Consider the following 15,268-nt stretch of genomic DNA (forward strand, 5'->3'; position numbering starts at 1 on the left):
TCCGATGGTTTCATTCGGCGGGGGTGGTCTTGGTTTTCTCCCCGCCAGCGTGTGTGCCGCCCCGCCTTAGTGCGGGAAGGGCCAGAGTCTCAGTTTTTCCTTGGCAACCCGCCACAGCTGCGCCATCCCGTGCGGCTCCGCGATCAGGAAGACGATGATCAGCGCGCCGACGATCACCAGCTGGAAATGCGCCACGATGTCGGTGGGCCAGCCCAGCAGGTCCACGCCCACCACCTTCAGCACCACCGGCAGCAGCACCAGGAAGGCGGCACCGGCAAAGGAGCCGAAGATCGAGCCCAAACCGCCGAGGATCACCATGAACAGCACCAGGAACGACTTGTTGATGCCAAAGGCCTCGCCGACCTCGACCGCGCCCAGGTAGACCGCAAAGAACAGCGCGCCGGAGATGCCGATGAAGAAGCCGGAGACGGCAAAGGCCGTCAGCTTGGCCTTCAGCGGGTTCACCCCGATGATCTCGGCCGCGATATCCATATCACGGATCGCCATCCAGCTGCGGCCCACGGTGCCGCGGGTCAGGTTGCGGGCAACCAGCGCGCAGAAGGTCAGGAAGATAAGGCAGAACAGGTAGGTGGCCCAGGCCGGCGCGTTGGGGCCGGTGATGATGATGCCGAAGGTATCGCGCTCCGGCGCGTTGATCTGGCCCGAGGCCGAGTAGTTGTAGAACCACGGCACCCGGTTGAACAGCCACACCAAAAAGAACTGCGCCGCCAGCGTCGCCACCGCCAGGTAGAAGCCCTTGATGCGAAGGGACGGCAGGCCGAACAGCACGCAGACCCCTGCGGTGATGCCGCCCGCCAGCAGCACGTGGATGAACATGCTGACCTCCGGAAAGGCGGTCATCAGCTTGTAGCAGGCATAGGCCCCCACCGCCATGAACCCGCCGGTGCCCAGGGACACCTGGCCGCAATAGCCGACCAGGATATTAAGCCCGATCGCCGCAATCGAATAGATCAGGAACGGCAGCAGGATCGCATTGGCCCAGTAATCATTGATCAGGAACGGAATGATCCCGAAGGCCACCGCCAGCACCACATAGTACCGGTAGCGGTCGAACTTGATCGGGAAGGTCTGGCTGTCATCTGCATAGGAGACTTTGAAATCCCCGGCTTCACGGTAGAACATGTCTCAGATGCTCCCTTTCTCTTGCAAACGGGACCCGGTCCGGGTGTCTGTCTTGAATGTTTCAGCGGCGGCACTCATTCGACCTGCCCCCACTGGGCTTGCGCGGCGTCACGCTGTTCGCGGGTCATCCGCGCCGATGGTTTGGCATAGCCGCTGCGCTCGCTGCCGCGCACCAGCCGAAGATAGGCGATGATGCCGGTGATCAGCCCGGCGGAGGCCAGAAGCGCCGCGGTCACCACCTGGGATTCGCTGTAGCTTTCCGCTGTCAGCGCCAGATAGCCGAAGGCCCAGAACCCGGCCCAGGCGACCACGTTGACGATGGCAATCATCTTTTTCATGCCGCCGCCCTGCCGTTAACCACTTCTTCAGAAATCCCGGCTTCGCCACATTTCGCCCAAATCTCTTTGCCACCTTGTGCGCGGGTAAAGTGAGTGGGACCAATGACCGCGATTTTCGAGGAAATCCGGCGGCTGGAGGCCGCGCGGAAGAAGGGTTGGATATCAGCATCCGAATATGCAGTGGCCAAGGGCCGGCTGCTGGAAACTGTCGAGGACGCTACCGTGCTGCCGCCGTTCCAGGCCGCGCCGCAGCGGCGCGCGGTGTCCAGCGACGCGCCCGGCCCCTGGGGGCTGATGCTGATCGGGCTGCTGGGCGCCGGCGTGCTGACATTCATTGCCGGGCAGGTGATCGGCGATCTCAGCATCGCCTTCACACTGGTGGCCAGCGTCTTTGCCGCCATCGTCATCGCCGCTTTCCGCCGGCTGGAGGGCTGAACGCGCGGGGAGCAGATCATATGAGCCTCAGACCCGTTCAATGATCTTCTCCCCGAACAGGCCCTGCGGACGGAACACCAGGAAGAGCAGCGCCAGCACATAGGCAAACCAGTTCTCAGTGGCGCCGCCGACCATCGGGCCGATGGCAAACTCGAACAGTTTCTCGCCCACACCGATGATCAGGCCGCCCACGATGGCGCCGGGGATCGAGGTGAAGCCGCCCAGCATCAGCACCGGCAGCGCTTTCAGCGCGATCAGCGACAGCGAGAACTGCACGCCGGACTTGGTGCCCCAGACGATGCCCGCAACCAGCGCCACAAAACCTGCGACCGACCACACCAGCACCCAAATGAAGTTCAGCGAGATGCCCACCGACAGCGCCGCCTGGTGGTCATCCGCCACAGCACGCATCGCACGGCCCTGTTTGGTGTACTGGCTGAAGGCCACCAGGCCCGCCACCAGCAGCGCCGCAATGACGGTCGCCACGATATCCAAGTTGTCGATAAAGAAGCCGTAGCCGAACATGTTGAAGGTGGTCTCGTCGATCCACAGGTTGATGCCCTGCGGCAGACCTACGTCCAGTGTCTTGATCTCGGAGCCCCACATCAGGTCGGCCACGCCTTCCAGGAAGTAGGCCAGGCCAATGGTGGCCATGAACAGGATAATCGGCTCCTGCCCGACCAGATGCTTCATTACCAGCACCTGCACCAGCCAAGCCAGCAGCACCATCACCGCCACCGTGAGGGCAATCGCCAGCACCCCGGGCACATTCCAGCCGAAATGGGTGACATGGCCGCCAAAGACCGCGTTGATCACATGCGAGAAGGGCACCTGCCCCTGCATGATCCCCACAAGGGTCATCGCCGCAAACAGCGCCATCACGCCCTGGGCATAGTTGAAGATGCCGGAGGCCTTGTAGATCAGGACAAACCCCAGCGCGACCAGCGCATAGAGAACGCCCGCCATCAGGCCGTTCAGCGTGACTTCCATCGCAAAGACAAGTTGTTCGGGCATTAGAGGCTCTCCTCGGAATTCTGCGCTGCGGCGGTGCACAGGGGGTGCACAGGGGGTGTACGGCTGTCACCCTGCCAGGGCCGGGTCTTGCTGCGCTGCGGCTCAGTCATGGCTGACCCCCAGATAGGCGTCGATCACATCTTGGTTATTGCGCACCTCATCCGGCGTGCCGTCACCGATCTTTTTGCCGTAATCCATCACCACGACCCGGTCGCTGAGGTCCATCACCACGCCCATGTCGTGCTCGATCAGGGCAATGGTGGTGCCGAATTCATCGTTCACATCCAGGATGAAGCGGGACATGTCCTCCTTCTCCTCGACGTTCATGCCGGCCATCGGCTCGTCCAGCAGCAACAGCTTCGGCTCCGCTGCCAGCGCGCGCGCCAGCTCAACCCGCTTTTTCAGGCCGTAGGGCAGCCGCGCCACCGGTGTCTTGCGGATGTGCTGGATCTCCAGAAAGTCGATGACCCGCTCCACGATCTCGCGGTTCTCGGTCTCTTCCTTCTCCGCCTTACCCTTCCACAAGGCCTGCGAAAAAAGGCCTGTTTTCATGTAGTTGAGCCGCCCGGTCATGACGTTGTCCAGAACGCTCATGCCATCAAACAGCGCGATGTTCTGGAAGGTCCGGGCGATGCCCTGGCGGGCCACCTCGTAAGGTCTCATCTGCGGCCGCCTGGAGCCGCGGAACCAGACTTCGCCTTCCTGCGGCACATAGAAACCGGAGATCACGTTCAGCATCGAGGACTTGCCGGCGCCGTTCGGGCCGATGATCGCGCGGATTTCGCCCTCGCGGATGTCAAAGGAAATGTCCTTGATCGCCACCACGCCGCCGAACCGCAGGGTGATGTTTTTCATCTCCATCACGACGCCGCCGATGGTGCGGCCGTCTTCCGTGACGTAGCTCTCGGAATTATCAAGCATAACAACGGCCTCCATTTTTTTGCCACATAGAAATTTTAAGATTTCCATGCGATACTTGTGGGAAACGAGCAGCAAGGAGATCGAAGTTATGTTCGGCGAACTTGAGCATTCCTGCCTTCTGAAGATGGCACTTGAATGCAAGCAGATGGGCCTCAGCCAATCCGAAAGCCTGGCCTCCATCATTGAGCAGACACACGGGTTCAGTTCCCCCTTCAAGATTCAGCAGGTGGTCAACACGGCCTTCCACCCTGAGCTTAACCCCGACCTGATCTGAGACCGTTCCGGCCTGCCCGGCACGGGGCGGTGTCATTTCCGGAGATACGTGCGTCATTCCGCGGCCACCTTGTGAACCGCTGCCGGTTTCACTTCGGCATCGACGATGGTCAGCGTCGCCTTGATGGATCCCTTGCGGCCATCCTCATAGGTCACTTCCGTGACGGTCGAGACCTTTTCCGAACCGTCGTAAAGCGCGGTGATGATATCATCGAATTTCTCTTCCACGATGCGGCGGCGCACCTTGCGGGTGCGGGTCATCTCGCCGTCATCGGCATCCAGTTCCTTGTGCAGCACCACAAAGCGGTGGATCTGGCAGCCCGACAGCATCGGGTCTTCCGCAACAGAATTGTTCACCTGCGTCACATGCGAACGGATGGTTTCCAGAACCTTCGGATGGCCCGCCAGCTCCTGGTAGGAGGCGTAGGCGATATTGTTGCGCTCGGCCCAGTTGCCCACGGCCGTCAGGTCGATGTTGATAAAGGCGACACACCGGTCGCGGCCATTGCCGAACAGCACCGCTTCCAGGATGTCCGGGTAGAACTTCAGCTTGTTTTCCACATACTTGGGCGCAAACATGCTGCCGTCGGCCATCTTGCCCACATCTTTGGCGCGGTCGATGATCCGCAGGTGGCCAGAGCCTTCCTCGAAGAAGCCGGCATCACCGGTGGCCACCCAGCCTTCGGCATCCTTGGTTGAGGCCGTGGATTCCGGGTTGTTGAAATACTCCACGAAGGTGCCCGGCGAACGGTAATAGATCTCCCCGTTGTCGCCGATCTTGATCTCCACCTCCGGCGCCGGAACGCCGACGGTGTCAGCACGCACTTCGCCATCCGGCTGCACGGTGATGAAAACGGTGGCTTCAGTCTGGCCGTACAGCTGCTTCAGGTTGATGCCCAGAGAGCGGTAGAAATCGAAAATCTCCGGCCCGATCGCCTCCCCCGCGGTGTAGCCTACGCGAATGCGGCCATAACCCAGCGTGTCCTTGAGCGGTCCATAGACCAGGGCATTGCCCAGCGCGTATTTCAGGCGGTCCATCATGCCGACGGGCTTGCCGTCCAGAATCTTGCCGCCGACTTCCTTCGCGTGGGCCAGGAAATGGTGGAACATTTTGCGCTTCAGGGTGCTTGCGTCCTCCATCCGGATCATGACGTTGGTCAGCTGGCCCTCAAAGACCCGCGGCGGCGCAAAGAAATACGTCGGGCCGATCTCGCGCAGGTCGGTCATCATAGTGTCGGCGCTTTCGGGGCAGTTCACGCAGAAACCGCACCAGTAGGCCTGCCCGACCGAGAAGATGAAATCGCCCACCCAGGCCATCGGTAGGTAGGAAAGAATGTTCTCGTTTTGGGTCAGCTTATCGAACTCGGCGGAGTTCTTGGCGCTTTCGATCACATTGCGGTTCGACAGCACCACGCCCTTGGGCTTGCCGGTGGTGCCTGAGGTGTAAAGCATCACGCAGGTGCTGTCGTAGTTCAGCTTGTTCTGGCGCGCGGCCAGTTCGCCGGTCAGTTCGTCGCGGGCCGCCCGGCCCTGATCCTGAATATGGCTGAACTGGTGCAGCTGGGTGTGGTCGTATTTCCGCATCCCGCGCGGATCGAGGTAAATCATGTGCTCAAACTGATGCAGCTGATCCTGGATCTCGATCACCTTGTCGGCCTGTTCCTGATCGCCCACGATCACGAAACGTGCGCCGCAATGGCCCAGCACATAGGCCATCTCCTCGGCCACCGCATCCTGATAGAGCGGCACCGGCACAGCGCCCACCGCCTGCGCGGCGACCATCGACCAGTAGAGATAGGGGCGGTTGCGGCCGATAATGGCGACAAAATCACCCTCGTTAACGCCAAGGTTGATCAACCCCAGCGCCAGCGCCTCAATTTCCTTTGCCGTCTCGGCCCAGGTCCAGCATTGCCAAATGCCGAATTCCTTTTCCCGGTAGGCCGGCGCGTTTGCGAATTGCGCCGCATTGCGTTGAAGCAGCGCCGGCAGGGATTGCTTCCCCTCGGCGCCCATCTGCATCTGAGCCAACTTTTTTTCCTCCCTTTCCGGCGTTGCTGCCGGACTGACCGCCGTCCGCGGTTCTGGCCCCGATTAGGGACAGCCACAGGTTAGCCCGTCAACTTTTTCCTGAAGTTTTCCTAAATCTTACGAATTGTAACAGGCGTCTTCCTCTTGTTTTACAGCTTGTTACGCAAGGCATCCCGGCGCGTATCGCGGGGAACCCTTTCCGCCATGCGGCTGCCGCGGCGGAAACTGCGCGGGATGCGCACAGACCGGGGACAGGCCGAATCGATTTCCCGGTGATTCTTTCTGAAATGCGGTTCCGCGGGAATGGCAGCCGCAGCTTGCATCCGGCAATCAGAAGGCGGGTTTGGCCTGCCGGGGGCGGCACAGTTTATCCGCCGCGGCTGAATGGCAATTTGCCCCTGTTCGACAGCGGTGTTAGCCATGGGCCGGGGAGAGCCATGAACCGTACAAATAAGCAGCACGCCGCCATGACCACCGCCGGGCTGAACCTGATCGCCCAGGCGCTGTCGATTTATGACAATGATTTGCGGCTGGCCGTGTGCAACCGCCGCTTTCAGGAAATGTTCAATCTGCCGGACCACCTGACGCAGCCCGGGGCGTCCTTTGCCGACACCATCCGCTTTCTGGCGGAAAACGGCGAGTATGCCCCGGAAACAGATATCGAAGAGATCGTGCGGACCCGGGTCGAGCAGGCGCTGAACTTCGTGGCTCACTACTTGGAGCGTGAGCGCCCCAACGGGCAAATGATTTCAATCGAAGGCTCGCCTCTGCCGCAGGGCGGATGGGTCACCGTCTATACTGACATCACCCGCACCAAACGGGCAGAGCAGCTGCTGCGCGCCCGGTCGGAGGAGCTGTCCGAAAAGCTGATCGCCTATACCGAGGAGCTGTCTGCGGCCAACCGCCAGCTGGAGGCTGCCAACACCGCGCTGGAAGAGGCCAAGCGGCAGCTGACCGAGATCGAGGGCCGCACCCGGCTGACCACCGAGATGATGCCCGCCCATATCGCCCATGTGGATGCGGACGGCTATTACACTTACACCAACCGCCGCCTCAGTTCAGTCTTTCCCAGCCGCCCCTCGGATATTCTGGGCATGCACATCTCGGACGCGCTTGGGCCTGACGCCTTTGAACGGATCGAGCCGCATCTGCTGGCCGCCTACAAAGGCGGCAGCCCGGTGTTCGAATTCACCGAAAGCCACAGCAGCCGCCGCATCCGGGTAGCCTTCACACCGGATCAGCAGGGCGGCGTCTACATCCTGTCGATGGACGTGACCGAGGAAACCCAGGCCCGTGTTGCCCTGCAGCAGGCCCGCCGCCGCGAGATGGCGGCGCAGATGACCAGCGGCCTGGCGCATGATTTCTCCAACCTCCTGACCATCATTCTGGGCATGCAGGGCAAGCTGGAAAAAATCGGCCTGGACGGGGAAGCCGCGGAAATGGTCCAAGGCACGCTGTCTGCTGCGCGGCGCGGCGGACGGCTGCTGAACCGGATTGCCGAGATGACCGGCCAGCGCGCCCTGCGCCCGCAGGCCACCAATATGCATGAGCTGCTGGGGGAGCTGAAAATCCTCGCCTCCCCGTCGCTTCCGCAAGGCGTGGGGCTCAGCATTCTCGACAATATGCCGGATCAGGTGCTGCTGCTGGACAGCGGCAAGTTGCAGGATGCGCTGCTGAATCTGATCCTGAATGCCCGCGATGCCTGCGGCACCTCCGGCCAGATCACCGTCAGCGCCCACGCGGTAGGGCACACTTGGGTGGAAATCACCGTCACCGATACCGGCCCCGGTTTCTCTTCTGAGGCACTGGAGAAGGCCCTGAACCCGTTCTTCACCACCAAGGGCAGCGAAGGCTCCGGCCTGGGCCTGCCGATGGTTTACGACATGGCCAAGCTTGCGGGCGGCGATATGCGGCTGGGCAACACTCTGACCGGCGCTTCAGTCACCCTGCGGCTGCCCTACCGCCAGGCCCCCGACGCCAAAGGCGGCATGGCGCTTTTGGTTGAGGACAGCGAGGAACTGCGCACCGCCTTCCGCGACATGCTGATCGACCTTGGCTATTCGGTGATAGAAGCCGCCAGCGTTGATGAGGCCAGCGCACTGACCGCCGACCTGCCGGACATCGCGCTGGTGCTGTCGGACATCAAGCTGGAAGGCTCCGCGACCGGCATCGACCTGGCCTCCAGGCTCGACGGCTCCGGCCTGCCCTGCATTCTGATGACTTCATTGCCGGTCAGCGACCCTTTGTTCCGCAAGGCATTGAAATGCGGGCCGGTTTTGCGCAAACCTTTCACCACCCACCAGTTGTCCGAATTGATCGCACCGGAGCCCGCCGCATGACATCCCCCCTGGTCACCATCCTGGATGACGAGCCGGAAATCCGCCGGATCCTGACCGAAACGCTGGAGGATGCGGGTTTCCGGACCCAAAGCTTCGCACGCGCGCGCGAGTTCGAGGCGGCGCTGAACCGGGTGACACCGGACGTCTGCCTGGTGGATCTGTCGCTGCCCGACACGGACGGGCTGGCGCTGGTGCACAGGCTGGCGCTGGAACAAGGGGCGGCGGTCATCATCATCTCCGGCCGCGCCCAGGTGCAGGACCGGGTAACAGGGCTGGAGCTTGGGGCGGATGACTATATCACCAAACCGTTCGATCCGGCCGAGGTCGTGGCCCGGGTCCGCGCCCGCCTGCGCAGCGGCCCCCGCACAGCGGCGCCCGCCAGCGAAACCGCCCGGTTTTCCGGCTGGACCGCCCATTTTGACCGCTACATGCTGGAAGATGCCACCGGCACCGAGACCCCCTTCTCCCACGCCGAAGGCGAGGTCTTGCGGCTGTTTCTGGACAGCCCCAAGCGGCTGATCTCCCGCGCCCAGATGCAGGAGGCGCTTGGCGGTGCTGCCGGTGAAAGTTTCGACCGGGCGATGGATGTTCGGATTTCGCGCCTGCGCACCAAGCTGCGCGAGGACCCCAAGAACCCGCGGCTGATCAAAACGATCTATGGCGCGGGCTATATTTTTCTGGGCGATGTGGACTGGGCCTGACCCAAGCCAAAGCAGAAAAGCTGCCTGAAAACCCTGCGCTTACTCCAGTCAGATGGAGGGCCGCGGAATAACGCGGCCACTGGCCTCTTGCCCGGGCGAATCGCTGCGCGTAGAATCGCTTCATGGCCACCTGTCTGCTCTACCGCCAAGCCCCCTCGCGCCCGTCGCGGTTCTACCGCATCGAGCTGGCGATGAACTTGTTTTCCGAGGTTTCCGTGCTGCGCGAATGGGGTGTGGCCGGCGGCAACGGGCGCAGCGTTATCAACATCTACGGCAACCTGCGCGAGGCGTCTCTGGCCGCCGACAAGCACCGCAAGCGGATGCTGAAGCGCGGCTACGGCCGGACCTGACCCGCGCCGCGCCCGCGGCGCCCGGCCCAACTGTGAGGGTCATCCGGCAGGATGACCGGGAACAGGCGGGAGCGCCCTGCTCCTGTTGCACGCCCTCAGGTTAAGACCGCCAGCGACCGGGCGGCACGGTCTAGCACTTGCAAACCCAGCACCAGATCCGCCTCGTCAGTGTCCTCGTCAAAAGCATGGCTGATGCCGCCGATCGAAGGCACAAACAGCATCCCCGCAGGCATCACCGTGGCCAGGTTGGCCGCATCATGCAGGGCGCCAGAGGGCATCTTCTGCCACTTGCCGGGCGCAAGCTCCTCCGCTGCGGCAGCCAGCCCGGCCTGAAACCGCGCGTCTATCGCCGCCGGTTCGATCCCCATCACCGGACCAAGCAGGGCCGTGACGCCGTGCTCCTCAGAGATGTCCTGCGCCGTTTCCTTGATGAGCGTTTCCATCCGTGCCAGCCGGCCGGCATCCGCATCGCGCCACTGCATCGAAAACTCCACGCGCCCGGGCACAACTGAGGACGCATTGGGATGCAGCGCCACATGGCCGATGGTCCAGACCGTGGCAGCCGTGACCACACCGGCAAACCGGCTGTTCAGCTCTGTATTAAAGGCCGATAGCGCCTGGAACGCATCCCGGCGCAGGTGCATCGGCGTGGTGCCCGCATGGTTCTGCCGCCCTTCGAACGTGATCCGCATGTCGCGGATGCCGACGATGTCCGTCACGACGCCAAGCCCAAGTCCGGTCTCCTCCAGATAGGGCCCCTGTTCGATATGCATCTCCAGAAACCCGGTGAACCGGCGGTGCGGCAGGAAATCCCCGGCCAGATCCGCCATCCGCGCCCGCATGTCCGCAAGCGTGCTGCCGGCGGTGTCGGTGAGGCCGTCCGCATCCTCCAGCGCCAGCTTGCCGGTCCAGACATCCGAGCCGGTCAGCACCCCGAACCGCCCCTCCTCATCCTGAAAGCTGACGCAGGAGACAGGTGGCCCTCCGGCTTCTTTGGCCGCGCGGGCAATCTCCAGCCCGGCCACCACACCCAGCGCCCCGTCCAGCCAGCCGCCCTCGGGCTGGCTGTCACTGTGCGAGCCCACCAGCAGGCTGTTCTCTCCGGCCAGCCCGAACAGGTTGCCCAGAGGGTCAAAATGCGGCTCCAATCCAGCCTCTTCGATCCGCCCGGCCAGCCATCTGCGCGCTGCAATGTCGGCGTCTGAATATGCCTGGCGTACCACCCCCTTCCCCACACCAGACGCGCCGAAACTGCGCAAGACATGCAGATCATCGAGAAATCGCTGAGGGTCGAGGGTCATGATGGGGCTCCGTACTGACCGGCCCACAGTGCTCCAAGACGTTGCCGCCCTCAATGGAATTGATGGGACCAGTGCCCAAACCCTCTCTTCCCTCTGCCCGGAACCTTCCCTAAGACTTCCACCGGTAACAACGGAGCTGCCCTGCATGTCCCACATCACCCTGATCCGCCACGGCCAGGCCAACACCAGCGCCCGGGATGAGGCGAGCTATGACCGGCTGAGCGATCTGGGCCACCAGCAGGCGGCCTGGCTGGGCGAGCATCTGCGCAGCAGCGGCAATCATCATCCGCGCGTCTATTGCGGCACGCTGACCCGGCATATCGAGACTGCGGCCTCAATGGGCTATGCCGGCGCGATTCAGGATCCGCGGCTGAACGAGATGCAGTATTTCACCCTTGCCGAGGCGATGCGCGATCAGCACGGGCTGCCGATCCCGGAAGAACGCGAGGGCTTTGTCGAGCACCTGCCAAAGGTCTTTGCCGCCTGGGCGGACGGGCAAATCTCCCGGCCCTATGAAAGCTGGGAAGACTTCGAGGCCCGCACCCGGCTGGCGCTGGAGGAGATCGCCGCAGGCGACGGCCCCGCCCTGGTGGTGACGTCGGGCGGCCTGATCTCGATGGCGCTGCGGCAGGCGATGGGGCTGGACACTGCCGGCATGGCGCGGATTGCACTGGCAGTCATGAATACCTCGATCCACCGGCTGTTTCCCATCGGCGGCCACTGGAGCCCGGTTTTGTTCAACGCAGTGCCGCATCTGGAAGCGCCGGACCGGCATTTTGCCCAGACACATCTGTGACGTCCGAACGGGAGGAAGACCATGCAGCTGTATTACGCCCCCAACACCATTTCGGTGGCCGTGGCCATCGCGCTGGAGGAAGCCGGGATCGAGTACGAGACAGTAGAGATCGACTTTGCCGCCAAGGAGCAGACCGGCGCGGCCTATGGCCAGATCAACCCCAAGGGCCGGGTGCCTGCGTTGGCGGTGGAGGGCGGCATCCTGACCGAGACCGGCGCGCTGCTGGAATACATCGCCGATGTGTCGCCCGAGGCTGGTTTGCGCCCGCAGGACCCGGTGCGGCTGGCCCGGATGCGCGAGGTGATGTTCTACCTCGCCTCCACCATGCATGTGAACCACGCCCACAAGCTGCGCGGCACCCGCTGGGCCAAGGAGCGCGCCAGCTGGAAGGACATGCAAAAGATGGTACCCCAGACCATGGCGGCTTCCTGCGAGTACATCAGCCAGTTCGGGCTGCGCGGCCCGTTTGTGCTGGGTGACGAAATCAGCCTCGCCGACTGCTACCTCTATGTGGTCTGCACCTGGCTGGAAGGCGACGGAGTCAACGTGGCGGACTTCCCGAAAATCCAGAACTTCATGACGGCAATGGAACAGCGCGGATCCGTCCGCGCGGTTTATGCCAAGGGAATGCTTTGAAGGACATGACAATGACGCATCTGTGGGTACGGGCCGAACAGCGCCCCAACGAAGAGCGGGTCGGCCTGACCCCCGAAGGCGCCAAGGCGCTGCTGGCCGCGGGCATCAAGGTCACGGTGGAGGAAAGCTCGGTGCGGGCGATCCCGTTGCAGGGCTACATCGATGCGGGCTGCGATATTGCGCCGGAAAACTCCTGGCCCCAGGCGCCTGCGGACGCAATCATCTTCGGCCTAAAGGAGCTGCCGGAGGACGGCACCCCGCTGCCGCACCGCCACATCATGTTCGGTCATGCCTTCAAGGGCCAGCACTCCGGCAAGGCGCTGCTGGAGCGGTTCAAGGCTGGCGGCGGCACGCTTTATGATCTTGAATACCTGGTCGATGAGACCGGCCGCCGGGTTGCCGCCTTTGGCTATTGGGCTGGCTATGCTGGCGCTGCCGTGACGCTCAAGGCCTGGGCCGCCCAGCAGCGCGGCGAGATCTGCGGGCCGGTTGGCGTCTATGGTGGAAAGGATGCGCTGCTGGCCGAACTTGGCGGCGAGCTTGATGCCCTGAACAAGGGCCGCCCCACCGCCATCGTGATCGGCGCGCTCGGCCGTGTCGGCACCGGCGCGGCTGACCTTTGCGAGGCGATGGGCGTGCAGGTCACCAAGTGGGACATGGCAGAAACGGCCGACGGCGGCCCCTTCCCGCAGATTCTGGATCATGATCTGTTCCTGAACTGTATCTTTGCCCGTCCCGGCACTCCGGTCTTTGTTTCCCGTGAAGCACTGATCGCAGAGCGCAAGCTGACCGCCATCGGCGATGTCGCCTGCGATCCGGACAGCGATTACAACCCGGTGCCGGTCTATGACCGCGCCACCACCTGGAATGCCCCCGTGCTGCGCGTTGCCGAAACTCCGGTGCTTGACGTCATGGCCATCGACAACCTGCCGTCGATGCTGCCGGTGGAGAGCTCTGAGGATTATGCTGCCCAGCTGCTGCCCTCGCTGCAGGCTCTGACCGATCTGGAGAGCGGAGTCTGGGGCCGGGCCAAGGCGACCTTCCTGGAGCACCTGCCCGAATGATCGCGCCTTACGTCGGTTATCTGGCGGCCTTTCTTGGAACCGTCTGCTGGATCCCCCAGGCCTGGAAGGCCTGGGCGTCCCGAGACACCTCCGGCTTGTCGCTGCCGTCGAACCTGATGTTCCTGGCCACGGTCTCTCTGTGGCTGGCCTATGGGGTGATGGTGGGCGACTGGCCATTGATCCTGGCAAATATCTGCGCCGTGACTGCCGTGCTGGTGATCGTCGCGGCCAAACTGAAATTCGGATAAGGGAGTACTCTCATGACTATTCACTGGTGCGGCACCGGCCTGTCGGCAATCCCCGGCCTGCGCCGCCTGCTGGAAGCGGGCCACGATGTGGCGGTGTGGAACCGGACCACCGACAAGGCGCGCGAAGCCGTAGGCGACCTGACCACCAACATCCACGCCTTCAGCATCGCCAACCTGGGCCAGATGCTCAGCCCCAAGGACATCATTGTCTCAATGCTGCCGGGCGACTGGCACGTGGCGCTGGCCGAACTGGCGATCGAGCACGGCGCGCATTTCGTGTCTTCCTCCTATATCGCGCCGGAAATGCGCGCCCTGGACCAGAAGGCCAAGGATGCCGGCGTCTGCCTGATCAACGAGGTCGGGCTGGATCCGGGCATCGATCACCTGATGGCCCACGCGCTGGTCGCGGACTATAAGGCCTCTGATGCCTATGACGCCGGTAACGAGATCAGCTTCATCTCCTATTGCGGCGGCATCCCCAAAACGCCGAACCCGTTCCGCTACAAATTCAGCTGGTCGCCGCTGGGGGTGCTGAAGGCGCTGCGCTCCCCCTCCAAGTCGATCCGCGATTTCAAGGAGCTGGATGTTGCCCGCCCCTGGGACGCGATCTCCTCCTACGAGGCGCCGCTGCCCGCGCCCGAAAGCTTCGAGGTTTACCCCAACCGTGACTCGATCCCCTTCATTGCCCAGTATGAGTTCGGCAAAGACTGGAAAGTGAAAGAGTTCGTCCGCGGCACCCTGCGCCTCAACGGCTGGGCAGACGCCTGGGCGGGTGTGTTCAAGGAGGTCGAGACGCTTTCGGGTCCCGAGGGCGATGCCCGCCTCAAGGAAATGTCGGACCAGTTCTGGGCCGAAAACGCCTACGACGAAGGCGAGCCGGACCGGGTTGTCCTCTGCGTGGGCCTGAAGGCCGAAAAAGACGGCACCGAGGTCTGGCACAAAACCTATGTGATGGATGCCTGGGGCGATGCGCGCGGCACTGCGATGGCGCGCCTGGTGTCCTACCCGGTGTCCTTCGCCATCGAAGCCGCCATGAACGGCAAGATCGCCGCCGGTGTCCACGCCGCGCCCAGCGATCCGGTCCTGGTGGCGAAATGGATGGAGGAAATCGGCAAGCTGGCGCAGCACCTTGAGGTTGTTGACAGCAAGAGCTGACAGCCCAGCGTGCCCGCTGGCGGAAACCAGCGGGCACGCGCCAATATCCTCTATTCTTCTGGCCTCAAATATCCCGGGGTCCGGGGCAGCGCCCCGGCTGCTGCGGCAAAGACAAATGGCGCGATGACTGCGCCGCCCTGCCTGCCGAGGGCCTTAGCGCCCGCAGAATGCGCGGCGGCTTGGCTTCAACGGCCGATCACGTCTTCCTCGACTTCATTCACGTCGATGCCCAGCGCCTCCAGCCCGGCTTCCAGATTGTCGGCCAGATGCGGGGTGCCGAGCAGGTAATCCGCGGTTGGAGTGGTCGCTTCCTGCCGGGCAGTATAGATCGCATCGCCAAGCTCTTCCGGCTCGAAGCTGCCGCGCCCGACCCACATAATTGCGACCAGTTCCGCCTGCTGGTCCTCGCTCATCCGGTCAATGAAGGCGCGCAGCTCACCCTCCGCGCGGCCCAGTTCCCGGGCCATCATCGCCACCTGCGCCACCTTGCGGACTGAGATCTCCAGCATTGCTCCACTCCTTCTGT

The 15,268-nt window shown here is 63.1% G+C and carries 17 protein-coding genes; 10 read left to right on the forward strand and 7 right to left on the reverse strand.

Features of this window, described 5'->3' with window-relative positions; genetic code table 11:
* Positions 1–66 precede the first annotated feature (66 nt).
* Together R2C4_RS16995 and R2C4_RS17000 are read right to left on the reverse strand one after the other, a co-directional pair.
* Positions 67–1,143, reverse strand: a complete 1,077-nt coding sequence (locus R2C4_RS16995; protein WP_141891524.1) for a branched-chain amino acid ABC transporter permease — start codon at positions 1,141–1,143, stop codon at positions 67–69.
* Between the two features lie 74 nt (positions 1,144–1,217).
* Positions 1,218–1,481: a hypothetical protein gene (locus tag R2C4_RS17000; protein WP_141891525.1), complete on the reverse strand. Its 264-nt coding sequence runs from the start codon at positions 1,479–1,481 to the stop codon at positions 1,218–1,220.
* Between the two features lie 102 nt (positions 1,482–1,583).
* Between R2C4_RS17000 and R2C4_RS17005 the strand changes: the two genes are divergently transcribed.
* A complete protein-coding gene (locus tag R2C4_RS17005) occupies positions 1,584–1,916 on the forward strand; it encodes a hypothetical protein (protein WP_058287579.1) in 333 nt (110 codons plus the stop codon).
* A 27-nt stretch (positions 1,917–1,943) separates the two neighbouring features.
* On the opposite strand, the gene R2C4_RS17010 is transcribed toward R2C4_RS17005, so the two are convergent.
* The gene (locus R2C4_RS17010) at positions 1,944–2,930 is read right to left on the reverse strand and encodes a branched-chain amino acid ABC transporter permease (protein ID WP_141891526.1); all 987 of its coding nucleotides are present in this window, start codon (positions 2,928–2,930) and stop codon (positions 1,944–1,946) included.
* Between the two features lie 102 nt (positions 2,931–3,032).
* The gene (locus R2C4_RS17015) at positions 3,033–3,851 is read right to left on the reverse strand and encodes an ABC transporter ATP-binding protein (protein ID WP_058287612.1); all 819 of its coding nucleotides are present in this window, start codon (positions 3,849–3,851) and stop codon (positions 3,033–3,035) included.
* Between the two features lie 88 nt (positions 3,852–3,939).
* Between R2C4_RS17015 and R2C4_RS17020 the strand changes: the two genes are divergently transcribed.
* A complete protein-coding gene (locus R2C4_RS17020) occupies positions 3,940–4,125 on the forward strand; it encodes a hypothetical protein (protein ID WP_008554555.1) in 186 nt (61 codons plus the stop codon).
* Between the two features lie 53 nt (positions 4,126–4,178).
* Here R2C4_RS17020 and R2C4_RS17025 read toward each other — a convergent pair whose 3' ends face one another.
* Positions 4,179–6,143: an AMP-binding protein gene (locus tag R2C4_RS17025; RefSeq protein WP_141892121.1), complete on the reverse strand. Its 1,965-nt coding sequence runs from the start codon at positions 6,141–6,143 to the stop codon at positions 4,179–4,181.
* A 446-nt stretch (positions 6,144–6,589) separates the two neighbouring features.
* Between R2C4_RS17025 and R2C4_RS17030 the strand changes: the two genes are divergently transcribed.
* The 3 genes from R2C4_RS17030 (at position 6,590) to R2C4_RS17040 (ending at position 9,542) form a co-directional block, all read left to right on the forward strand.
* Entirely contained in the window at positions 6,590–8,491 is a 1,902-nt protein-coding gene (locus tag R2C4_RS17030; protein ID WP_058287576.1) for a hybrid sensor histidine kinase/response regulator, read from the forward strand.
* Positions 8,488–9,192 carry a response regulator transcription factor gene (locus R2C4_RS17035; protein ID WP_141891527.1) on the forward strand — a complete coding sequence of 235 codons (705 nt, stop codon included), beginning with the start codon at positions 8,488–8,490 and terminating at the stop codon, positions 9,190–9,192. Before R2C4_RS17030 ends, R2C4_RS17035 begins: the two co-directional genes overlap by 4 nt.
* A gap of 122 nt (positions 9,193–9,314) precedes the next feature.
* Positions 9,315–9,542, forward strand: coding sequence for a WGR domain-containing protein (locus R2C4_RS17040; RefSeq protein WP_058287574.1), 228 nt, complete (start codon positions 9,315–9,317; stop codon positions 9,540–9,542).
* A gap of 95 nt (positions 9,543–9,637) precedes the next feature.
* Here the strand turns inward: R2C4_RS17040 and R2C4_RS17045 are convergent, their stop codons facing one another.
* Positions 9,638–10,843, reverse strand: coding sequence for a hydantoinase/carbamoylase family amidase (locus tag R2C4_RS17045; protein ID WP_141891528.1), 1,206 nt, complete (start codon positions 10,841–10,843; stop codon positions 9,638–9,640).
* Positions 10,844–10,988: 145 nt separating this feature from the next.
* On the opposite strand from R2C4_RS17045, the gene R2C4_RS17050 reads away from it, so the two are divergent.
* The 5 genes from R2C4_RS17050 to R2C4_RS17070 are packed head-to-tail and all read left to right on the forward strand — an operon-like array spanning position 10,989 to position 14,742.
* Positions 10,989–11,639 (forward strand): histidine phosphatase family protein, encoded by a 651-nt coding sequence (locus R2C4_RS17050; RefSeq protein ID WP_141891529.1) that lies wholly within the window; start codon positions 10,989–10,991, stop codon positions 11,637–11,639.
* Between the two features lie 21 nt (positions 11,640–11,660).
* Positions 11,661–12,275, forward strand: coding sequence for a glutathione S-transferase family protein (locus R2C4_RS17055; protein WP_141891530.1), 615 nt, complete (start codon positions 11,661–11,663; stop codon positions 12,273–12,275).
* 11 nt (positions 12,276–12,286) lie between these two features.
* Positions 12,287–13,339: a saccharopine dehydrogenase gene (locus tag R2C4_RS17060; protein WP_141891531.1), complete on the forward strand. Its 1,053-nt coding sequence runs from the start codon at positions 12,287–12,289 to the stop codon at positions 13,337–13,339.
* Positions 13,336–13,587 carry a SemiSWEET family sugar transporter gene (locus R2C4_RS17065; protein WP_141891532.1) on the forward strand — a complete coding sequence of 84 codons (252 nt, stop codon included), beginning with the start codon at positions 13,336–13,338 and terminating at the stop codon, positions 13,585–13,587. The genes R2C4_RS17060 and R2C4_RS17065 overlap by 4 nt, the downstream gene beginning before the upstream one ends.
* 12 nt (positions 13,588–13,599) lie before the next feature.
* Complete coding sequence (locus R2C4_RS17070) at positions 13,600–14,742, forward strand: saccharopine dehydrogenase family protein (protein ID WP_141891533.1); 1,143 nt, start codon at positions 13,600–13,602, stop codon at positions 14,740–14,742.
* 185 nt (positions 14,743–14,927) lie between these two features.
* On the opposite strand, the gene R2C4_RS17075 is transcribed toward R2C4_RS17070, so the two are convergent.
* Positions 14,928–15,251 (reverse strand): DUF3775 domain-containing protein, encoded by a 324-nt coding sequence (locus R2C4_RS17075; RefSeq protein WP_058287569.1) that lies wholly within the window; start codon positions 15,249–15,251, stop codon positions 14,928–14,930.
* Positions 15,252–15,268: the final 17 nt, after the last annotated feature.

The organism is Leisingera aquaemixtae (assembly GCF_006740765.1).
Classification (GTDB): domain Bacteria; phylum Pseudomonadota; class Alphaproteobacteria; order Rhodobacterales; family Rhodobacteraceae; genus Leisingera; species Leisingera aquaemixtae.